Origin of the sequence: Actinopolymorpha pittospori (assembly GCF_014873875.1) — a bacterium.
GTDB classification, from domain to species: domain Bacteria; phylum Actinomycetota; class Actinomycetes; order Propionibacteriales; family Actinopolymorphaceae; genus Actinopolymorpha; species Actinopolymorpha pittospori.
In genome coordinates, this window is record NZ_JADBEM010000001.1 from 1,590,616 (window position 1) to 1,606,990 (window position 16,375).

24 protein-coding genes, 1 tRNA gene and 1 pseudogene are annotated in these 16,375 nt (G+C 66.4%); 8 read left to right on the forward strand and 18 right to left on the reverse strand.

Annotation, left to right across the window (positions count from 1 at the left end):
• Positions 1 to 97 precede the first annotated feature (97 nt).
• Complete coding sequence (locus HEB94_RS07505; protein WP_192749237.1) at positions 98 to 451, reverse strand: MmcQ/YjbR family DNA-binding protein; 354 nt, start codon at positions 449 to 451, stop codon at positions 98 to 100.
• A gap of 209 nt (positions 452 to 660) precedes the next feature.
• On the opposite strand from HEB94_RS07505, the pseudogene HEB94_RS07510 reads away from it, so the two are divergent.
• Positions 661 to 900, forward strand: a pseudogene (locus HEB94_RS07510) (IS1380 family transposase); the annotation flags it as partial.
• 87 nt (positions 901 to 987) lie between these two features.
• Positions 988 to 1,191, forward strand: a complete 204-nt coding sequence (locus HEB94_RS07515) for a hypothetical protein (protein ID WP_192757188.1) — start codon at positions 988 to 990, stop codon at positions 1,189 to 1,191.
• Here HEB94_RS07515 and HEB94_RS07520 read toward each other — a convergent pair.
• The 7 genes from HEB94_RS07520 to HEB94_RS07545 form a co-directional block, all read right to left on the reverse strand.
• Positions 1,161 to 1,760: a TetR/AcrR family transcriptional regulator gene (locus tag HEB94_RS07520; protein ID WP_192749238.1), complete on the reverse strand. Its 600-nt coding sequence runs from the start codon at positions 1,758 to 1,760 to the stop codon at positions 1,161 to 1,163. The two genes, HEB94_RS07515 and HEB94_RS07520, sit on opposite strands and share 31 nt — an antisense overlap.
• Positions 1,757 to 3,298: an FAD-dependent monooxygenase gene (locus HEB94_RS07525; RefSeq protein ID WP_192749239.1), complete on the reverse strand. Its 1,542-nt coding sequence runs from the start codon at positions 3,296 to 3,298 to the stop codon at positions 1,757 to 1,759. Before HEB94_RS07525 ends, HEB94_RS07520 begins: the two co-directional genes overlap by 4 nt.
• A 156-nt stretch (positions 3,299 to 3,454) precedes the next feature.
• Positions 3,455 to 4,123: a class I SAM-dependent methyltransferase gene (locus tag HEB94_RS07530; RefSeq protein WP_337918510.1), complete on the reverse strand. Its 669-nt coding sequence runs from the start codon at positions 4,121 to 4,123 to the stop codon at positions 3,455 to 3,457.
• A gap of 6 nt (positions 4,124 to 4,129) precedes the next feature.
• Positions 4,130 to 4,285, reverse strand: coding sequence for a hypothetical protein (locus HEB94_RS07535; protein WP_192749241.1), 156 nt, complete (start codon positions 4,283 to 4,285; stop codon positions 4,130 to 4,132).
• Positions 4,282 to 4,572 (reverse strand): hypothetical protein, encoded by a 291-nt coding sequence (locus tag HEB94_RS49060; RefSeq protein WP_202896195.1) that lies wholly within the window; start codon positions 4,570 to 4,572, stop codon positions 4,282 to 4,284. The genes HEB94_RS07535 and HEB94_RS49060 overlap by 4 nt, the downstream gene beginning before the upstream one ends.
• A 17-nt stretch (positions 4,573 to 4,589) precedes the next feature.
• Positions 4,590 to 4,784, reverse strand: a complete 195-nt coding sequence (locus HEB94_RS49065) for a hypothetical protein (RefSeq protein ID WP_202896196.1) — start codon at positions 4,782 to 4,784, stop codon at positions 4,590 to 4,592.
• A gap of 180 nt (positions 4,785 to 4,964) precedes the next feature.
• Positions 4,965 to 5,285, reverse strand: coding sequence for a hypothetical protein (locus HEB94_RS07545; RefSeq protein ID WP_192749242.1), 321 nt, complete (start codon positions 5,283 to 5,285; stop codon positions 4,965 to 4,967).
• A gap of 130 nt (positions 5,286 to 5,415) precedes the next feature.
• Here HEB94_RS07545 and HEB94_RS07550 point away from each other — a divergent pair, with 130 nt between their 5' ends.
• Positions 5,416 to 5,973, forward strand: coding sequence for a hypothetical protein (locus HEB94_RS07550; RefSeq protein ID WP_192749243.1), 558 nt, complete (start codon positions 5,416 to 5,418; stop codon positions 5,971 to 5,973).
• A 240-nt stretch (positions 5,974 to 6,213) separates the two neighbouring features.
• The gene (locus HEB94_RS07555) at positions 6,214 to 6,465 is read left to right on the forward strand and encodes an SMI1/KNR4 family protein (RefSeq protein WP_202896197.1); all 252 of its coding nucleotides are present in this window, start codon (positions 6,214 to 6,216) and stop codon (positions 6,463 to 6,465) included.
• A 113-nt stretch (positions 6,466 to 6,578) separates the two neighbouring features.
• Here the strand turns inward: HEB94_RS07555 and HEB94_RS07560 are convergent, their stop codons facing one another.
• Entirely contained in the window at positions 6,579 to 6,977 is a 399-nt protein-coding gene (locus HEB94_RS07560; protein WP_192749244.1) for a hypothetical protein, read from the reverse strand.
• A gap of 488 nt (positions 6,978 to 7,465) precedes the next feature.
• Between HEB94_RS07560 and HEB94_RS07565 the strand changes: the two genes are divergently transcribed.
• Both HEB94_RS07565 and HEB94_RS07570 read left to right on the forward strand, forming a co-directional pair.
• Positions 7,466 to 7,927, forward strand: a complete 462-nt coding sequence (locus HEB94_RS07565) for a hypothetical protein (protein ID WP_192749245.1) — start codon at positions 7,466 to 7,468, stop codon at positions 7,925 to 7,927.
• A gap of 233 nt (positions 7,928 to 8,160) precedes the next feature.
• Positions 8,161 to 8,640, forward strand: coding sequence for a hypothetical protein (locus tag HEB94_RS07570; protein ID WP_192749246.1), 480 nt, complete (start codon positions 8,161 to 8,163; stop codon positions 8,638 to 8,640).
• A 47-nt stretch (positions 8,641 to 8,687) separates the two neighbouring features.
• Here the strand turns inward: HEB94_RS07570 and HEB94_RS07575 are convergent, their stop codons facing one another.
• Positions 8,688 to 9,197 (reverse strand): hypothetical protein, encoded by a 510-nt coding sequence (locus HEB94_RS07575; protein ID WP_192749247.1) that lies wholly within the window; start codon positions 9,195 to 9,197, stop codon positions 8,688 to 8,690.
• A 411-nt stretch (positions 9,198 to 9,608) separates the two neighbouring features.
• Between HEB94_RS07575 and HEB94_RS07580 the strand changes: the two genes are divergently transcribed.
• The gene (locus HEB94_RS07580) at positions 9,609 to 9,887 is read left to right on the forward strand and encodes a hypothetical protein (protein ID WP_192749248.1); all 279 of its coding nucleotides are present in this window, start codon (positions 9,609 to 9,611) and stop codon (positions 9,885 to 9,887) included.
• A 188-nt stretch (positions 9,888 to 10,075) separates the two neighbouring features.
• On the opposite strand, the gene HEB94_RS07585 is transcribed toward HEB94_RS07580, so the two are convergent.
• The 6 genes from HEB94_RS07585 to HEB94_RS07605 form a co-directional block, all read right to left on the reverse strand.
• Positions 10,076 to 10,507 carry a hypothetical protein gene (locus HEB94_RS07585; RefSeq protein WP_192749249.1) on the reverse strand — a complete coding sequence of 144 codons (432 nt, stop codon included), beginning with the start codon at positions 10,505 to 10,507 and terminating at the stop codon, positions 10,076 to 10,078.
• Between the two features lie 312 nt (positions 10,508 to 10,819).
• Positions 10,820 to 11,308: a phosphotransferase family protein gene (locus tag HEB94_RS54415; protein ID WP_202896198.1), complete on the reverse strand. Its 489-nt coding sequence runs from the start codon at positions 11,306 to 11,308 to the stop codon at positions 10,820 to 10,822.
• Positions 11,305 to 11,823, reverse strand: a complete 519-nt coding sequence (locus HEB94_RS52320; RefSeq protein WP_202896199.1) for a phosphotransferase — start codon at positions 11,821 to 11,823, stop codon at positions 11,305 to 11,307. Before HEB94_RS52320 ends, HEB94_RS54415 begins: the two co-directional genes overlap by 4 nt.
• A gap of 196 nt (positions 11,824 to 12,019) precedes the next feature.
• A tRNA-Ser gene (locus tag HEB94_RS07595) sits at positions 12,020 to 12,140 on the reverse strand.
• Positions 12,141 to 12,389: 249 nt separating this feature from the next.
• Positions 12,390 to 13,298: a nucleotidyl transferase AbiEii/AbiGii toxin family protein gene (locus tag HEB94_RS07600; RefSeq protein ID WP_192749250.1), complete on the reverse strand. Its 909-nt coding sequence runs from the start codon at positions 13,296 to 13,298 to the stop codon at positions 12,390 to 12,392.
• Entirely contained in the window at positions 13,295 to 13,996 is a 702-nt protein-coding gene (locus HEB94_RS07605; RefSeq protein WP_192749251.1) for a type IV toxin-antitoxin system AbiEi family antitoxin domain-containing protein, read from the reverse strand. Before HEB94_RS07605 ends, HEB94_RS07600 begins: the two co-directional genes overlap by 4 nt.
• A 277-nt stretch (positions 13,997 to 14,273) precedes the next feature.
• Here HEB94_RS07605 and HEB94_RS07610 point away from each other — a divergent pair, with 277 nt between their 5' ends.
• Positions 14,274 to 14,405 (forward strand): hypothetical protein, encoded by a 132-nt coding sequence (locus HEB94_RS07610; protein WP_337917503.1) that lies wholly within the window; start codon positions 14,274 to 14,276, stop codon positions 14,403 to 14,405.
• Between the two features lie 404 nt (positions 14,406 to 14,809).
• On the opposite strand, the gene HEB94_RS49080 is transcribed toward HEB94_RS07610, so the two are convergent.
• Positions 14,810 to 15,010 (reverse strand): hypothetical protein, encoded by a 201-nt coding sequence (locus HEB94_RS49080; RefSeq protein WP_202896200.1) that lies wholly within the window; start codon positions 15,008 to 15,010, stop codon positions 14,810 to 14,812.
• A gap of 130 nt (positions 15,011 to 15,140) precedes the next feature.
• Positions 15,141 to 16,232, reverse strand: a complete 1,092-nt coding sequence (locus HEB94_RS07620; RefSeq protein ID WP_192748806.1) for an IS110 family RNA-guided transposase — start codon at positions 16,230 to 16,232, stop codon at positions 15,141 to 15,143.
• Positions 16,233 to 16,375 lie beyond the last annotated feature (143 nt).

The following is a 16,375-nucleotide window of genomic DNA, read 5'->3' on the forward strand; positions in this document are numbered from 1 at the left end:
GGGCGGCGGGCCAGCAGCCGGCCGAGTGCGGCGCATTGGACCGGTCCGGTCCGGGCTGTCAACAGCGGTCGGCGCGATAAAAGTCGCGTCCCGACCCTTACCCGGCGTCGTAGGAGGCGACCAGTCGCTTGGGCGCCTTGTTCCGCCAAGCGCCCTCGATGAGGCCCCGGATGTGTTTGCTGGAGACCTCCGCGAGATCGACACGCAGCCCGACGAAGCTTCGCGTCGCGGCGTTGCGCCAGACCTCCTCGTAGACGGCCGGTTCCGCGGCGACCGCTGCCGCCGCGTCCACCTGGCTGATGGAGAACACCGCGGTCCGCCCGCCCCTGTCCATGCCGGCGAAAACCTTGCCCCTGACCTTGAATACCGGCAGTTTCAACACGTGGTGGACGCCTTCCTCCACCTCGGGGAACGCCCTCGCGTAACGGCGAATCTCTTCAGAGGTGATCACATCGACTCCTTCGAACTCGGCAGCCAGACCGCCCGGGGCGCGGAATAGACGCTCCGCGCCAGTATCTCCAAGGCTGTCCCGAGCACACCTCTGAGCGACCGAGCGCGCCCCCCGCCGGCATCCAAGCGTGCTCGGGGATGGAGACGATCGCATCGGTGACCGCCGGGTCCTTGGCCAGCACCACCGAGAACCGCGCCCCGGCCTTGATGCACGCGCCGACCACGGCGTGGTTGCCCGCCGTCCACGTTGGGTTGTTCCTGCGGTCGTTCGCCTTCGGTCATGTCCGCCAACTCGACGCGGTCGCTTCCCGGTTCCTGAGGGGTCTGGCCCACCACACACCCCGGCTGGTTGCCGGGCTCGGCGATCCCCAGGCCCGTGTGCTGGTCGACGTTGACAACACGATCATCGAGGTGCATGGCTATGCCAAGCAGGGACCAGGCTACGGCTACGGTTCAGCGGTGTTCGACGATCCCAATCTGGGCCACCAGCGGGGACACGCACTTGGCCATTGACACGCGTGGTCGCTCGACTCGCCGGTGCATGTGCTGTTCGGTCTGCTGCCGACCTACTGGCCGGCCAAGTCCTACTGGCTGGCCGCCGAGGCCGCGGCCTACTGGCCGTACGTCCTCGGCGGACTCGCCTACAACACCCTGCTTGCCTACGCTCTGCTCCGCCGCCTGACCAGAACCGCACAACCTGACGAGTCCAGCTACGTGGCCAGGAGCCCCACCTGGCGGTAGACATGGCGAAGAAACCTCACCATCTGAGTGCGATCGGGTGGATCGGGCTGGAGTACGCGGTACATCACTGCGCCGGCCATCATGTCGATCAGGACGTCCAGGTCGGCGTCGGCCGGCACGGTGCCTTGTTCTTGAGCTCGTCCCAGCAGCCGCTTGGTGAGCTCGCGGCGCGGCAGGAGGTAGTGCTTCCAGTATGCCGCCATCAGGGCCGGATTGCTCACGCTGGACCCGAGGACTCTGGCGATCAGCGCGCGAAACCTGGAGTCGCTCGCAGTCGCAGCCGCGGCATCCAGCGCGGCCTCGACCAGGTCGCTTGGCGAAGCCGCCGCGATCTCCTCATCCGACGGCCACGGTACGGCCTGGGCGACCAGTTCCTCGATCGCATGCGGCAGGAGCTCTTCCTTGCCGGCCCAGCGCCGGTAGACCGTGAGCTTGCCGACGCCTGCCTGCTTGGCGATCTGCTCGATGCTGGTGCCTTCGAAGCCACGCTCGATGAACAGCTCGAGCGCGGCCTTGAGAATCACACGGTCGGTGCCCGGGTTGCGCGGGCGCCCGCGGCCACGGCTCATCGGACGGGCCGAGTCGTCGCCTGGCCAAGGCCAAGCGCGCCGTCCAGCCAGCGGTCCAGTCCGTCGCAGTCGTTGCCGCGCCAGGCCATGTGTGCGTCCGGTCGTACCAGCATCGCCTTCTCATCGTTGTGCCGAAGCAGACTGACCTGATCTTCAAGCCGGCGGTGCACGGCCGCTTCGACGTCGTCCGATCCGGCGCGCGGCACCAGCAACGCCCATCGTCCACCGAGCTCGGCATGCAGCCGCGAGGCGGAGCCGTCTGCTCGTACGACCGCGACATCGGGCACCCGATCCCCCGGCCGCGGCTTGCTTCCGCGTCCACCCAGCGGGCCCTTGCGGTAGCTCACCCACAGCTGTGACGTCGTATAGGTAGCCCACCGCTGAACACTTGGCAGGTTGAATAACTTCACCACCACTCGATCGCGCAGGAACCGCCCAAACGGATTGCCCGCGACGTTCATCTTGGTGACCCCGCTCGTCCCGCGCAGCACCTCCGTTGCCAATGGCCGGCGCTCGGCTTCGTACGTATCCAGCAAGTCGCCGGTGGCCTTGCCATGTATGACCAGCGCAAGCTTCCAAGCGAGGTTCTCCGCATCACCCACGCCGGTCAGCATGCCCTGCCCACCAAACGGCGCGTGTGCGTGCGCGGCGTCACCGGCCAGGAAGACCCGGCCCTCGCGGTAGCGGTCCGCCAGCCGGCGATGAATGGTGAACAAGGACAGCCACTCGGCATCGCCGATCGTGACCTGCCTGCCACTGCGTTCGGGCAGGATCATTCGGAGCCGATCGAGGATCTCTTGCTCACTGGACTTGTCGCCGCCGTGCCCTGGGTCGTAGGCGATCAGCCGCCAGAGGTCGTCTCCACCGTCCCGGCCGGCCGCGCCTTCGGGGTCGGGCATCGGCATCGCTCCGAGCAGACCCCCCGGGTGGATCCAGCCCGACGTACCCGAACGGTCGAGGTCCCAGTCCAGGTGCAGGTCAGCGAGGAGGAACCGCTCGGTGAGCTTGACACCGGGAAAGCCGATGCCGGCCACCTTGCGCGTAGAACTACCGGTCCCGTCGCAACCGACCACCCAACCGAAACGCTCCACCTGCGGCGCTTCGCCGCTCATGCCACCCAGCGTCGCGGTCACGCCGTGTTCGTCCTGCTCGAGGCCGACCAGCGGCAAGTGCCACGTGACCGCACCGCCGAGCTCGGCAAGGCGGTCGCGCAGCGCGGACTCGACCTTGGCCTGGGACACCACCATCGGTGGCGCTGCGGTCTGGAGACCTGGATCGCCGAACACCAGGCGCATGATCGGCCGGTCGCCGAGGTAGGTCGTGACCTGCAGCGCCCGCAGCGACTCCTCCGGGAGGCGGCCGAGGGCTCCCAGCCGATCGAGCACCTCGGATCCACGCGCATGTAGGAAGTTGGCCCGCGACGTCGAAGCCGGTCCCGGAGCGCGGTCGACAACCCGCACCGGGACACCCTGCAGCCGCAAGCCACAGGCCAGCGCCAGACCGGTCGGCCCGGCACCCACCACCAGAACCTCGGACATGCGCACCTCCGCTATTAATTAACGACCCTGTGTCGATAACTAATCTATCCCGGGTAGGTTGGCGCAGCAAGGTGCACGGATCCTGGGGCCCGCCCTGCGAGAGACCCTCGGCTAGGTCCTTGTCCGCCAAGACGAAGCGTTCGATGGTCATCGCGGTCAGGTCCCGTCCGGCAGTTTCGAAGTACCCCTTGCGGTAGTCCCTCGCGCCGACCTGTTCGCGTTCGGCCCAGTCGTACCGGCGCAGGAACTCGCCGACAGCCGCAGGGTGGAGGCCGAAGGTCCACACCTCGTCCTCCGCGACCACTTTCGATGCACCGACTCCCAACCATCGAGGTCCCGCCCGTCGAGGAAGTTCTGGTCGATGTAAGTGAAGATCAGACGACTTGCGGCTGGAGCCGTGGCCAGGAAGGAGAACAGCCGCTGTGCGGCGTCCTGGGTGAGGTACTGCGTGATCGCCTCCACTACATACATCGAGGAAGCGTCCGGCTCGAACCCGCTCGCGGCAAGCCGTTCGGTGAGATCATCGGTCTCGAAGTCAGTGGCCATCAGAGTGACGTGCCGCGGCACCTGGCCGAAGCGCTTCTCCAGGAGCCGCTGCTTGCGCGCGATGTTGTCCGGGAGGTCGACCTCGAACGCCTTGGCTCCCGCCGGTGCGATCAGCCGGAAGGAACGGGTGTCGAATCCCGCGCCTAGGATGACGAACTGACCGATGCCCGCCTCCAGTGCGTCGGTCACCATGTCATCGGCGTACCTCTTCCGGCCCACCATGCCGCCCCACAGGCCGGGTAGCTGTTTGGCAACGGACCGTCCGATCAGGCCGCGCAGCCATCGCTAGCGCATGGCTTGAACGGCCAGCCGCACACCGGGTGACAACATGGCGATCGCGTAGGGGTCGTCGGTAATCCGCTGCGCGGGCGGATAGTGCGCCCCGAGCGCGGGGAACATCATCGTTACGTCGGCCGACTGCGCCTTGAAGGTTCGCGTCATCGCGATTGCCCTTTCTGGGACCTGATCCTTGTCCCGTTCCTGCGCATCGGTGGGGCGTCGGCGAACACGCGCTCCAGCCAGCCGAACACCTCTGTCGCCTCGCGCAGTCGCCGGCCGTGCTCAGCGGGACCGGCGAGGTCCGCGCCGCCGGCCAGGATCTCGCGCAGCTGCCCCATCGATTCCACCTGCTGGCGAATCATCCGACCGAACGCCTCCTCGTCAGCCCGGTAGTAGAACGAACGGTTACCCGGATTGGTGCGCTGAGTGAGAAATCCGATCTGGTCCAACAGCCGCAGGTTGTTCGTCAACGACGCACGGCTGGCGCCGATCGCGCCGCGATCTGGGCGGCGGTCTGCTCCGTCGGATCACAGATCATCAACCAACCGAAGATCCTGCCGGCGATCAGCGGCATCCGGTCCTGATCCCGTAAGTACTTGGCGGTCTGCTCGACCCACCCAAGCACGTCCGCCTGGTCAACGTTTTCCCTGCGGCGTCCCACGACTCACTCGTCACCAACCCAGGCCACCGGCCAAACCCTCCGACCCTTCGCGAGCAGTTGGAGCTAGTACTACAGGAACAGTTAGTTGTTGATCATGAGGAATCCACAGGTCAGGGGTTCGCCGCCGAACGGCCGCACGCGGCGTCGTCGCAGGTCGCTCGAACAAGTGTCTCTGTAGTACTAGATGACCGTGACTGCTGCAGCCATCAGGAAGGTAACAACCGACGACACCAACGCAACCGAGGCTGCGGCGGCCACACGCCGACTTCTCGAAGTTCCTCGGGCTACCAGAATGGCTACGGCAATGACCCAGGGCGCGGCGGCGATGCAGAGATCGATGGCGGTGGCCGCGGCGAAGCCCGTCCCGCCCTGTAGTTGCTTGTAAACGAAGGTGGCCCAGATCGCGGACGCGTACACGCTCACCGCGACTGCGACGACCGTCAACGCAACGACTCCGACCGTCTTTGCACTCATCGCCATCAACGTCTCCGCCTTGCGCATCTCCGGGAACCCAGGCACATGGTCCCACCCCAGCGGGGAGGTCCGGTATGAGATCTTGCTGACAGGAGACCGCCGCTTCGGTGGTCCCAAACCTTCCCAGCGGTCGGGCGGAACCTGCCATCATGCGACCGTGCAGGTGATCAACGTACGCCCAAGAGCCGGAACGATCGGCGTCTTCCTCATCGTCGCTATCGCACTCGGACTGATCGCCTACTTCATCCTCGGGGTCGGACGACCAGGCCCGACCGATCGCGAGTACGTCCGCGCCAAGCTCCACCAGGCCGTGGGCGTGCCCATGGCCCTGCCCGTCGAGCTGCCAGCTGGCTACTCGGTCCCGGACTACTACTACTTCCTCCCCGACGACGACCGCATGGTCCCGGTCGGCCCAGACCAAGAGGTCGCAGCTGCCTGGGCGGTCAACCTCGAGCCGAGCCATCCCGACCTCTTCGAGCACGACCCACCGCAGGCCCAACTGTGTGTGCAGCTACTCGACGACCCGCGCAAGCCATGCAACGTGCCCGTCGGCAGCGACCCCGAGAGCCCCGAAGCAGCATCCGGGACCCGCGTCGAACGCCAAGTCGGTCCCGTCCTCGTCGTCGTCCACGCGATGGTCGACGTACCAGAGATGGACGAGTGGGAGACCGTCGACTTCACCACCGACCTCAACAAGGTCACCTGGCTCTACTGACCCCGCAGTGGTCTCAGTTCCCGCTCGTTCAGGCCTGTTCAGGACCCATCCGAGCATCGCCATGCACGCCTGAGCATGGCCTGCCAACCATCCGCGAACAGGCTCCGTGCTGCCTCGTAATGCGTAGCTCCCGAGCGTGACTCCCACTGGCCGGTTCACCCGACATGGGGCCTCACCTGCGGAAACTGGAGGGCGCTGACAGCGACGGCGTGACCTTGCCCAAGCAACTACAGTTCCACCGTGATCGCTGATGGTGCACGTCTGGGGGCAGAGGCCGCGCGCCGGCTGGCTCAGCTGGGTTGCTACGAGCTCGCCCCGGGCCTGACCGACGCAGAGTTCGCCCGCATCGAGGCTCAGTACGGCTTCGAGTTCGCCGACGACCATCGAGCCTTCCTCGCGGCGGGACTGCCCATGAATCGTCCCTGGCAGCCAGGCGAGTCCTGGGAGGAGCCTTGGAGCAAACCCTGCCGCTCCTTAAGCCTGGCCCGGTGACTGCCTACCGCTACGCTCCAGCAACTTACGTCACCACGGGAGCCATGGCGCCGCTACCAACGCACCAACGGCACCACCGACGACCACGCAGCGAGGGGACTTCAGCACGCTGGTCATCGTCGAGAGAGATCGGCAAGGTCTTCCGGGAGTGGCAGGCCAAGTGTCTCGAGGAAGCGAGCGGTCTTAACCTCAACGAAGATCTCCGCATCGTCCAGTTGATCGACGTCTTCATCCTCGTCCAGGTCGATCTCTGCAGGGTCCTCATCGTGGGCAAGGAAGCCGCCTAGCTCAGCTTCCTTGTCAGACCGCTCGACCTCGTTGACACCGCCGCGGAGCTGTGCCCACCAGTTCGCAAGTCCTGCCGCTTCGCGGGCCACGTCCGTCGGTGCGGAGGCGTTTTCGTCTCCGAAGTGAGTACGTGGGGTGATCCCGAGATAGGCCACACCGGTCCCACGTCCTATCGGACGATAGCGAACCGTCGTGATGTCGCTGTCATGTATGTCCAGCTGCAACCATGGCTCAGCTACGGGTTGCGACTGACCTGCCACCCATCGGCTGCCGTCATAGGCGTAGGTACCGAAGAAGCCCACTTAGACTCCACATCCACTTCGTGTATGCACCCAGGACCCGCTGTGTTGACCACGCGAGGTTATCCAAACGAAAGGTCCTCCAGCCATATGTGCCCCTGAGGTGCCCCAGAAGACCCGTCGCCCGCCCTCAAGAACCCTGACACTGACCCAGTGTGTGACCCAGCGAACTGCCACGCCGAGCGAACATGAGCACCAGGCCGACGACCTCCGGAACGCGGATGAGCAGCTTGTCAGCACGTCGTGCAACCCGCGTGCAATTACGCGCGGCACATGCCGGCCACGAGCGGTCTGTCAGGAGTAGCCGCCAAGCGAGACGTGAGCAATGACCAGCGGGCCACGCCAGCCTTCCGAGCTGGTGCTGCGATCTCGATGCGTGCTGGCGGGCCCGCCTGGGCGTACGTTCCTCAGATATGTACGCCATCCCGCCAATCATGCTCGAACAGCAGCGGCTCAAGCCCACGCGGAGCGCTGCGGAGGACTACGGCAGTGAGCATCCCGACGAGTTCGGTGGCGTTGACTGGGCGAAGGAGCCATGCGTGCACGTCGTCCTCCTGGTGACGGCCCACGTCGACGCTTATCTTCGTGCGCTGTGTAGCCGGGTCCCACATCCGGATCGGATCGAGGTTCGGAAGTGTCGCTATACCGATTGCCAGATTGACGCCTGGTTGGGGGAGGTGGGCCGTCGGTTGCGTCCCAGGTGGCAGGAACTGAGCGTCAACGCCTGGGGTCGGGGTCGTATCGACCAGGGCTTTGGCGTGCATGTCTTCATCTGGCCCTGGTCTGACGAGGCCGCCGAGGGTGTGCGCCGCGAACTTGCTCCGATCCCGGTCGTGATGGGCGCGCAGGGCCCGGCCATGTTCGGTGGGCGATGAGCACCTGGTCGACGATCAGCCGGAGCAGCGACCAGGACCCGCGCGAGTCGCGGAAGCTTACGGCCCCCGGCCTCCGCGACCCGAGTCAGGCCACCGGCCAAACCCCGACGCTCCTTCCTGCCTCCGAGACCATCGCAGACGCCGCGACCCTGGGCTTTGGGCGATGCCGAGGACTACAGCGAATGGGAAGATGCCCGCACTCGGCTCACGACCCCCGAGTAGAGGAGGGCCAGGTGTCCAGACCCGTCGGCCGGCAGGCGTTCGTCCTTGACGACACCGCGGACAGGCCCACTGTGATCGCCGCTCACCGCGAGGCACTGCATGTTCTGCGTAGCACGCTTCGTCGGGCCTGGGTGGATGCCATCTCCGACGACCCCTGGCCCGAGGACACCCAGAAGCCCGTCCAGCGTCTGATCGACCTCGCCAGAGTTCGAGATAGCTGCCAAGACGATCCGAGCCAGTCGGTGGGCTACGTCGGCATCGAGGTGGATGTCAGTGATGACGACCAGTTCGAGCTCCTGGTGGCCCTGTCGCCTTTCACCATCAACGCGGAGGGTTACACCGAAGCGGATGAGCTGGTCTACAGCGCCAGCGACACCGGAACGGGGCTCTGGATGCTACTCACGCCGGCCCAGTACGAAGAACTCGTCGAACGCCTAACGCGCCAGCGGTGCCAACTCGAGATGCGTCGCCCGGCCCTGACCCCAGCGTGACCCCAACGAGCTGCAACCGGTCCCACGCTGCTAGCCCGTCTGCTGCGTCAGCACCCCGCCTCGCCGTCGTGGCTGGCGGTCAGTTCGACGCCGACGTCGGCGCTTTTGTCGCCGAAGTCGCTTGGGAACCACACGGCCAGGTAGCTGGTTGTTCCTTCGTGGGTGCGGGTGAAGCACAGGCGGGCGCCTGAGATGACCAGCCCCTCAGGCGGCACCGGAGCGTCGTCGGCACGCTCGAGCTTCCAGCCCGCGGTGGTCGCGGCGGCCCGGTAGTACGCAGTCGCGGCGTCGATGTCCTCGATTCGACGGTAGGTGCGGCCAGCATGCGCGAAGCCGTCGTCCTGGTCGCAGCCGGCGTACTGATCGTGGAGTGTTGTGCCGTGCGGGTGCAGTTGAAGTTCGGGGACGTCGTTCAGCCTTGGCGCGAGGCGCTTGTCTTGGTCGGAGCATCCTGGTGCGTCGGGGTGTACGGAGCAGCCCGTCACGCCCGCGAACCCGACCAGGACACCGGCCGCGAGCGTGCATGCGACCGCTCGTCGATGATCTCTGCCCGCCACGGAGCCGATTGTGCCGCACTCAGCCGGCAGCCGAGTGACTTTCCTGCGCCGCCGACGTGACCCCAGTCTGACCCGAACGAGCTGCAACGCCGGGCGGCGACGACCTCCCGCGCGCGGGCGAGCAGCTCGTGATCACGGTGGCTGTTCCTACGGATAGGAAGGTCAGCCGTTTCCGGCTAGCTCCGCCGTTCCATTCGCGTGCCATAAGGAAAGGATGGGTCGGCACCGGCCATGGGCGGTCTGTCAGGGGTAGCCACTACGCGAGACGGTAGGCGCTGCCTGGGGCACGCGCCAGCCTTCCAAGCTGGTGGTTCGAGACGCCCGCGTGTTCAGCGACACCGAGCGGGATCTTGGTCGATGTGCGCGGCGCAAGCGGTCCCAGTTGAGTCGGCTGTCGGGCATCATTATGCGGTGCCGACGAACGGTGGGTCCAACAGGGTAGAAGGGTTCGTGGAGGAGATGTCACGGCGATTGGAGTCCGAAGGTGTCGACTTTCGAATCGAGGTGCGCCCGGTGTCCCTTGGGCCCGGCCTGATGGACGTCTTCGTCGAGTTGGCGACAGGCGCTGACTTGTTGGTCATGTGCGCCGAGCATTCCGAGACGGCAAGGATCGTTACCGACACCTGGGAGTACGAGGTGCCGTGGCATGAGCTGGCACAGCGTGTGCACGAGCTCCTAGACCGATCATGAGGCTCAGGGATAGCGCCGCAGGCACGAGGGTTGGCTGGTTAGTCCAGCCAAGACGTTCTGACCCCAGTCTGACCCCAACGAGCTGCAACATCGGGCGACGGTGGGCACTAGGCCGACGACCTCTTGAGCGCGGACGAGCAGCTCGTGATCACGGTGCTCGTGCCTACGGATCAGGGGCCGGGGGTGTTTCAACATCCGAGGTCATGCCGTCGGAGTGAATCCGCAGGCAGGACGGTGAGGACCACTCGGCGGAACTTTGCGGTGAAGGTCACGTTGTACGACTGGAAGTGCAGGAGGTTCGGAGGGTAGAAATCAAGGCCGTGGACCTCTCGCCCCACGCCAGGTGGAAGGTGCTCGACTGGCTCGTCATCCCAATCCACCACCCGCGCGCGTTGCAGGTCCAGGCGCGCTAGGGGTGCGTCGCGGAACGGGTCCGGTAGGTAGTCCGGGTCCCACTCGAACCATAGGGTCAGTTGCCGTAGCTCTGGCTCAATCTCGATCTTGAGCAGGTTCATGTCGTGGAAGTGGAGGATCCTGCCGTCGAGAAGTTCCGGCTCATAAGCGTCACTCGGCTTAGTCCAGGGCCGACAGCCCTCGAAGGTCACGGGCGACTCATCCACGCCCATATGATCCCACGTGGATAGAGGCCACCACTACGTGGCGCTGGATCACAGAAGGGACCTTGGACAGCCGCTAGTCCGATGCCCCTGACGTGCCCCCGAACGGCCATCAACAACCATCACTCCCCCGCCTACCAAGGCTGGGCCACGCTCAGGGGCACCAGCCCGAGGCGACGACCTGCGCACCAGAACCACTCGTAATGCGTCGCTCCGACTGACGCCAGCCGACCCCAACGGCCTGCAACTCAGGACGACGGTTAGCACCAGGCCGACGACCTCCAGAGCGCGGACGAGCAGCTCCTGATCAACCGATCAGCCACTCCCGGCGCATATTCCACGAGCACATGGGCGTACGCCCGCAGAGTGATCGCATATTAGAGGGGACTCCATGTTGTGCGGCTCTCGCCAGTCTGCAGCGAAGCGAGCCGCTTTCTCAGGCTCCTGATTGCTACGTGAGTCCTTCGTCGCATTGAGACTTAGCCAGACAACCATACGAAGCTCATGGAGGTCGGCCAGGGTTTCATAGCCTGGCCATGTCATGATGTCGAACCCATACGTCTGACGGAACTCCGAGTACTCCTCCTTCGCATGCCAGCCGAAGCGGTCGAAGAAGAGAGCTGTCTGGACAAGATTCCACTCACGTGGCCCGTGACAAAATCCGTCCAGGTCGATCAGAACAGGATTTTTCAGCCTGTCGAGAAGGACGTTGCCAACATTGGCGTCACCGTGGATGACACCGTGAGGAAGGGCGAACTTCAGCGAGTCATAGCGCGCTTGAAATGTCGGAGATCTTCGCCTCAAGGAAACGTGCGCTCTCCTGCAGTGAGCACGTCGCCAGCCGCGGCGAGTCTGCTCATTATCCGGTCGAATGCCTTGAACGTCGGAAGGTGGAGTGATGGTGGCGCGTCCAGTTGGTGCAAGCGACGAATGAGATCCGCCACCTGGGAGATGGGGGCGTAGTTCTCACCTTCTGAGAGGGACTCCCAGAAGGTCGCGACACCTCCGCCTGTGTGGACGGGCTGGTCTACCTCAAGGGCTCGGGTGGCGGGGTAGTCGGCCGATTGCAGCCAGCGTGCGACCTCGACCTGCCGGCTCGCGCTCTCGGCGACGTCGCGCCCTTGAGCGATGCGAACGATCACCGGCGTCCGCAACCGAAAGACAGCGTTGGAGCCGATACGAATCAGCTCACCGCTCGGGTCGAGATTCACCTGCCCGCACGCGGTGGCGAGCACCCGGCGGGCAGCTGCCGGGGTCATGGCGTCCTGGTCGCCGACGGTGTCGTCCGTGCCCGAAGCGGTGGCACCTGGCTGAGTCATGGCACCGACCGTACTGCCCCAGTCCACACCCACGCAGCACCAGATCGCGGCCGCGGGCCAGGCGGAAAACCCACCGCGACGCTGGGGCACACATAGGGCACAGACGCCCGTGGATGGCCGGGTACAGCCGGGCAAAGTGCGAACCGGGCAGCCGCATCGGCCGGCACGTTTCCCCAGGTCAGGCGGCTAATTCTCCTGGTGGCGGAGGGCATGGGATTCGAACCCATGACCGAGAGGGGTCCCTCGGTAGCGGTTTTCAAGACGAATGCACACCCTCATACCACCTGCACGTTCGTCGGGCGGAGCCAAACTCCGCCGCGTATTCGCCGCGCCATGTTTCGAGCAAGTCGCAACCCGCCGGACTTAGCCGGATCGGTGCTGACGCGGGGTCGTAGGCGGATTGAACCGCTGCATCCTTCCGCGTCCGCTAGCGGAGGAGGTGGAGGGCGACTGACGAGCGTTCAGCTCAACCCGCGTACGAATGGCTAACCGGCGGAGCGCAGCGACGGACTCCACAGGGCCATCCCGTTCTGTCGTCGGAGCAGGTCGTGGGCTGCGCGGCTAGTTCAAGATGTTGCGGTTGTCCACCCGGTTCCTGGGAGCCACGGTCCGGCGGCGGTACCGGCGAGCACAGGGTCGAGGAAGGGCCGTACGGCGCCGAGTGCGTCGTCGAGGGTGAGTGCTGAAAGCCCAACCGCCCGGGCAGCCTCGGCCTGGTAGCCGCGCTGCCACAGGCCGCGGTCGGGGGCAGGGAACCTGGTGGGCAGGATCAACTGCCGGCGCTTGGCCTCGCTGAGCAGTGCTTGGGTTTGCAGGCTGGCGTCGAGGGTGCTGTTGGCGACGATGGCTACCAGGTCGACCAGGTCCTTGAACCGGGTCGAGGGGCGACCGCCGTGTCGCTCGAGGATGGCGCAGGTCTTGTCTGCAACGTGGTCGACCAGGGGGTAGGCACGCCAGGCGACCCGTTCCTGGTCGAGTACCTCGACGTCGATCAGCGGAGAGACCTGGTCCGGCTGTCCGATCATGTGGATCCCGTCGGCGACAACGTCGACGTGAAAGGCGGCCCACGCCTTGGCGCCGATGAACGAGGTGACCGGCAGCCGCGCGGCTTCGGCCCCGGTGGTGCGTATCCGGCCGGTACGTCCAATCTGGAACCGCATCCAGTCCCCGATGTCCAAGGTGGCGGCCTGCCGCAGGTCGCGCTCCACGTCGCGGATCGCCCCGGCCCGGTAGATGTCGATGTCGACGGTGTGGCGGACCGCTACCCGGCGGGCCAGGAGCGCGGTGGCACCCTTGATGACCCAACCACCGTCGACACGATACAGGCGCTCGACAAACTGGTCGTATGCGTACTGTCGCTGAAGATCCGCCAGCGCCCACCTGCCGTCCGGTCGGGCCTTCCCCCGCAGACGGTCGGTGACGGCGCGCCGCGCGGCGTCGGGGGTCGTGTAGCGGCCGGCTGCGCTGGTGGTCATCCCGTGGCCTCCGTCCGGACGAGGCTGTCCGCGGCCTCGCGCAGCCAGACCTCCCGCTCTGGGTCACCCGATAGTTCGAGGAGCCACCGCAACAGACCCACGCCGTCGCCGCGACGCACTCCGAGAGCAGCCGCGTGGGGGGCGATCGTGTCTGCGACCGAGCCTGGGTAGTCGTACGCCCCCCGCAGCGCGTCGGCGATCACCTGCCCGACCGCGCCCGGGTCTTCCCGGACAGCGAGCAGATCAGCGGCGATGCGCCCGGGTCGGGTCGCGGGCAGCCCCTGCCGCCACGTCCAGTCGCCGTCGCCCACATCCGCGCGGTGCAGCCGCACGTCGTGGCGGCGGGACTGCTTGCGCCGGGGCAGCGTGAATTCGTGCACATCGGCCGGCAGGTCTCCCAGCCCGTACAGCACGGCCGCCGACCGGTGCGAAACCACGCCCTCGCCCGCGCCGCGTTCCCACACCGGGGTTCCCGGGTCCAGCTGCAGCCACGCCGCTCGCAGCTCCAGATGATCCGGCTCGCCCGCGCCGCGGACCCGGTACACCCCGCGTGCGACCCGCACAAGTACTCCGTCGCGGACCATCCGGGCCACTGTCGACCACGCCATGCCAGCTACCTCCACCTGCCGTGTGGTCAGCAGGCCCCACTGCTCCTCGGCGACTGTCAGCAGCTCCGGCCACACTTCAGACCTGGACATGGCTGCAGTCTAGCGCGGTACCGCTATAAACTGCAGCGGCTCCTGCATCAAGTCACTGCAAAATGATGCGCTTCCGCATCATTATGAAGCACAGACATGGTGGGCTCCACGGAGCACGTCGGCCTCGGTTCCACACTCCCTTGCTCCGGTGGCGAAGGGGAGCGGAAGCTCGCCAAGGGCACGACATACCCGAAGCCGGCAAATCGGCCACACCCGAGAGCCGTTCGGGAAGCGCCGTGCCCGCCTGCTCTTCCATCTCGCAACGACTGCCCGGTTGGTGACTACGGCCGCCGCGATCATGGTCGTGGTCTTCGCGGCGTTACTGCTGGACCCGAGCCGGATGCTGCAGCAGTTCGGCCTCGGCCTTGCCGTGGCCGTCCTGCTCGAAGCTCGTCGGCGCTCAGGGTGACGACCAGCGGCCCTAAGCATCCACATGGCTCAACGCCGGCGTGGCGCCGAGCAGGGCCGCGCGACGCAGTTCTTCCGCAAAAACCTTGGTGTGAAGGTGGGGGGTGCCCGCCGGGGTTGCGCACGCGTGCCGCGGACCTTCCCCGGGCGCGGGCGTACCACCTGCACGTTCCTCGGCTGAAGCCGAACTTCGTCGCCTATACGCCGTGCCGCACCTGGAGTGAGCCGCCCCACTCCCTCGAGCGCACGAGCACGCACGTCCTATCGGCGACGAACGGCACCGCATGCACGTTCGATACGCGCGAGAGCGCCAGCAGCATTGGCCGAAACTGGACGGTCACGCGCCCTTCCGAGAACGCCTTACCCACCACAAGCAGAAAGAAAGACATCCCTGGAGTTTGAATGTCAAGCCGCAACCGCAGATTCCTCTGGTTTGGACGAGCGGTGAGCCCAGGCGGTTTCCTCGTTGTAGAGGGTGCGGGTCTTGAGGCAGCCGTGCAGGATGCCGACGAGCCGGTTGGCGACGTGTCTGCATGCTGCGAAGTGGTCGGTGCCGCGGGCTCGCAGCTCGTCGTAGAGGGCTCGCGCACCGGGCGAGGCGGTCATGGCGGGGACGACCTGGCTGAGCAGGGCGTCGATGAGCCTGTCGTTGTGAACGTAGCGGGCGGCGACGACCTTCTTCTTGCCCGAGGCGCGGGTGATGGGGCTGGTGCCGGCGTAGATGCCCCTATGGATGTCAAGCCGCTGCGGGACTGGCGGTTGTGTCTGGTGTGGACTTGGTGATGATCTGGTGGACTTCGCGGGCGATGTAGCGTTTGAGGCAGCGCAGAACCTCGCGTCGGGTCTTGCCTTCGCTGATGCGGCGTTGCATGTAGTCGCGGGTGGCCGGATCCCAGCGCAGGCGAGACAGGGCGATGCGGTAGAGCGCGGCGTTGGCGTTGCGGTCGCCGCCACGGTTGAGGCGGTGGCGGGTGGTCTGCCCGGAGGACGCCTCGACCGGGCTGACACCGCACAGCGACGCGAAGGATCCCTCGCTGCGCAGCCGTTCGGGGTTGTCGCCGACCGTGATCAGCAGGGTCGCGGCGTTGTCGGGGCCGATGCCGGGCCGGTCCAGCAGCCTGGGTGCTCGGGTTTTGACCGCCTCGGTGATGCGTTGCTCCAGGTCGCTGATCTCGGTGGTCAACGCGAGGATCCGGCGGGCCAGGATGCGCAGCGTGTAGGCCGCGGCGCTGACGACATCGTCGGGCGTGCTGGCCTCCAGCGCTGCGCAGTGCCGGACCAGGGCGGTGTTGCTCAGTCCGGACATCGCCTCCCGCAGAGCCGGGTCGGCGGCGACGAGCACGGCTTTGAGCTGGTTGATCGTCTGGGTGCGAGCCTTGAGGGCGGATGCTTTGGCCAGCTTGAACATCCGCAGCATCTCCACGGGCCCGTCCCCGGTCTTCGCCGCGGCCGTGGCCCGGCCCGACAGCAGCGCGCGGGCGGCCGACTCGGCGTCGATGACGTCGGTCTTGCCCCGCCGGCGGCGGGTGGCCTTGTCAGGCTGATTTACCTCGATCACCTCGACACCCTTGCAGCGCAAGTACCGGGCCAGCGCTGCGCCGTAGGAGCCGGTGCCCTCGATGCCGGCCCGCCGCAGCGTCCCGAAACCACGCGTCCAGGCCACCAGCTCCCGGTAGCCAGCGGTGGTCGCGGGGAACGTCGCGGTGGCCAGCAGCGCACCCAGAAGCGTGACCACCGCCGCGGTGTGCGTGTTCTTGTGTGTATCCACGCCGACGACGACGTCGTCTAGGTTGGTCTCATCCTGGTCGCGCCGCACGGGTTGGGACATGCTGGGCATGGTCGTCTGACTCCTGATCGCCATGGGGACGGAAGGCCACCGCCGGTCCAGGCGTGGGCGGTCAGAACTGTGATGGTGCCCTGTTCACGGCAAGGCCCCTATCGGGACACGCCCCGCCGGTCCGGCGGCCGCAC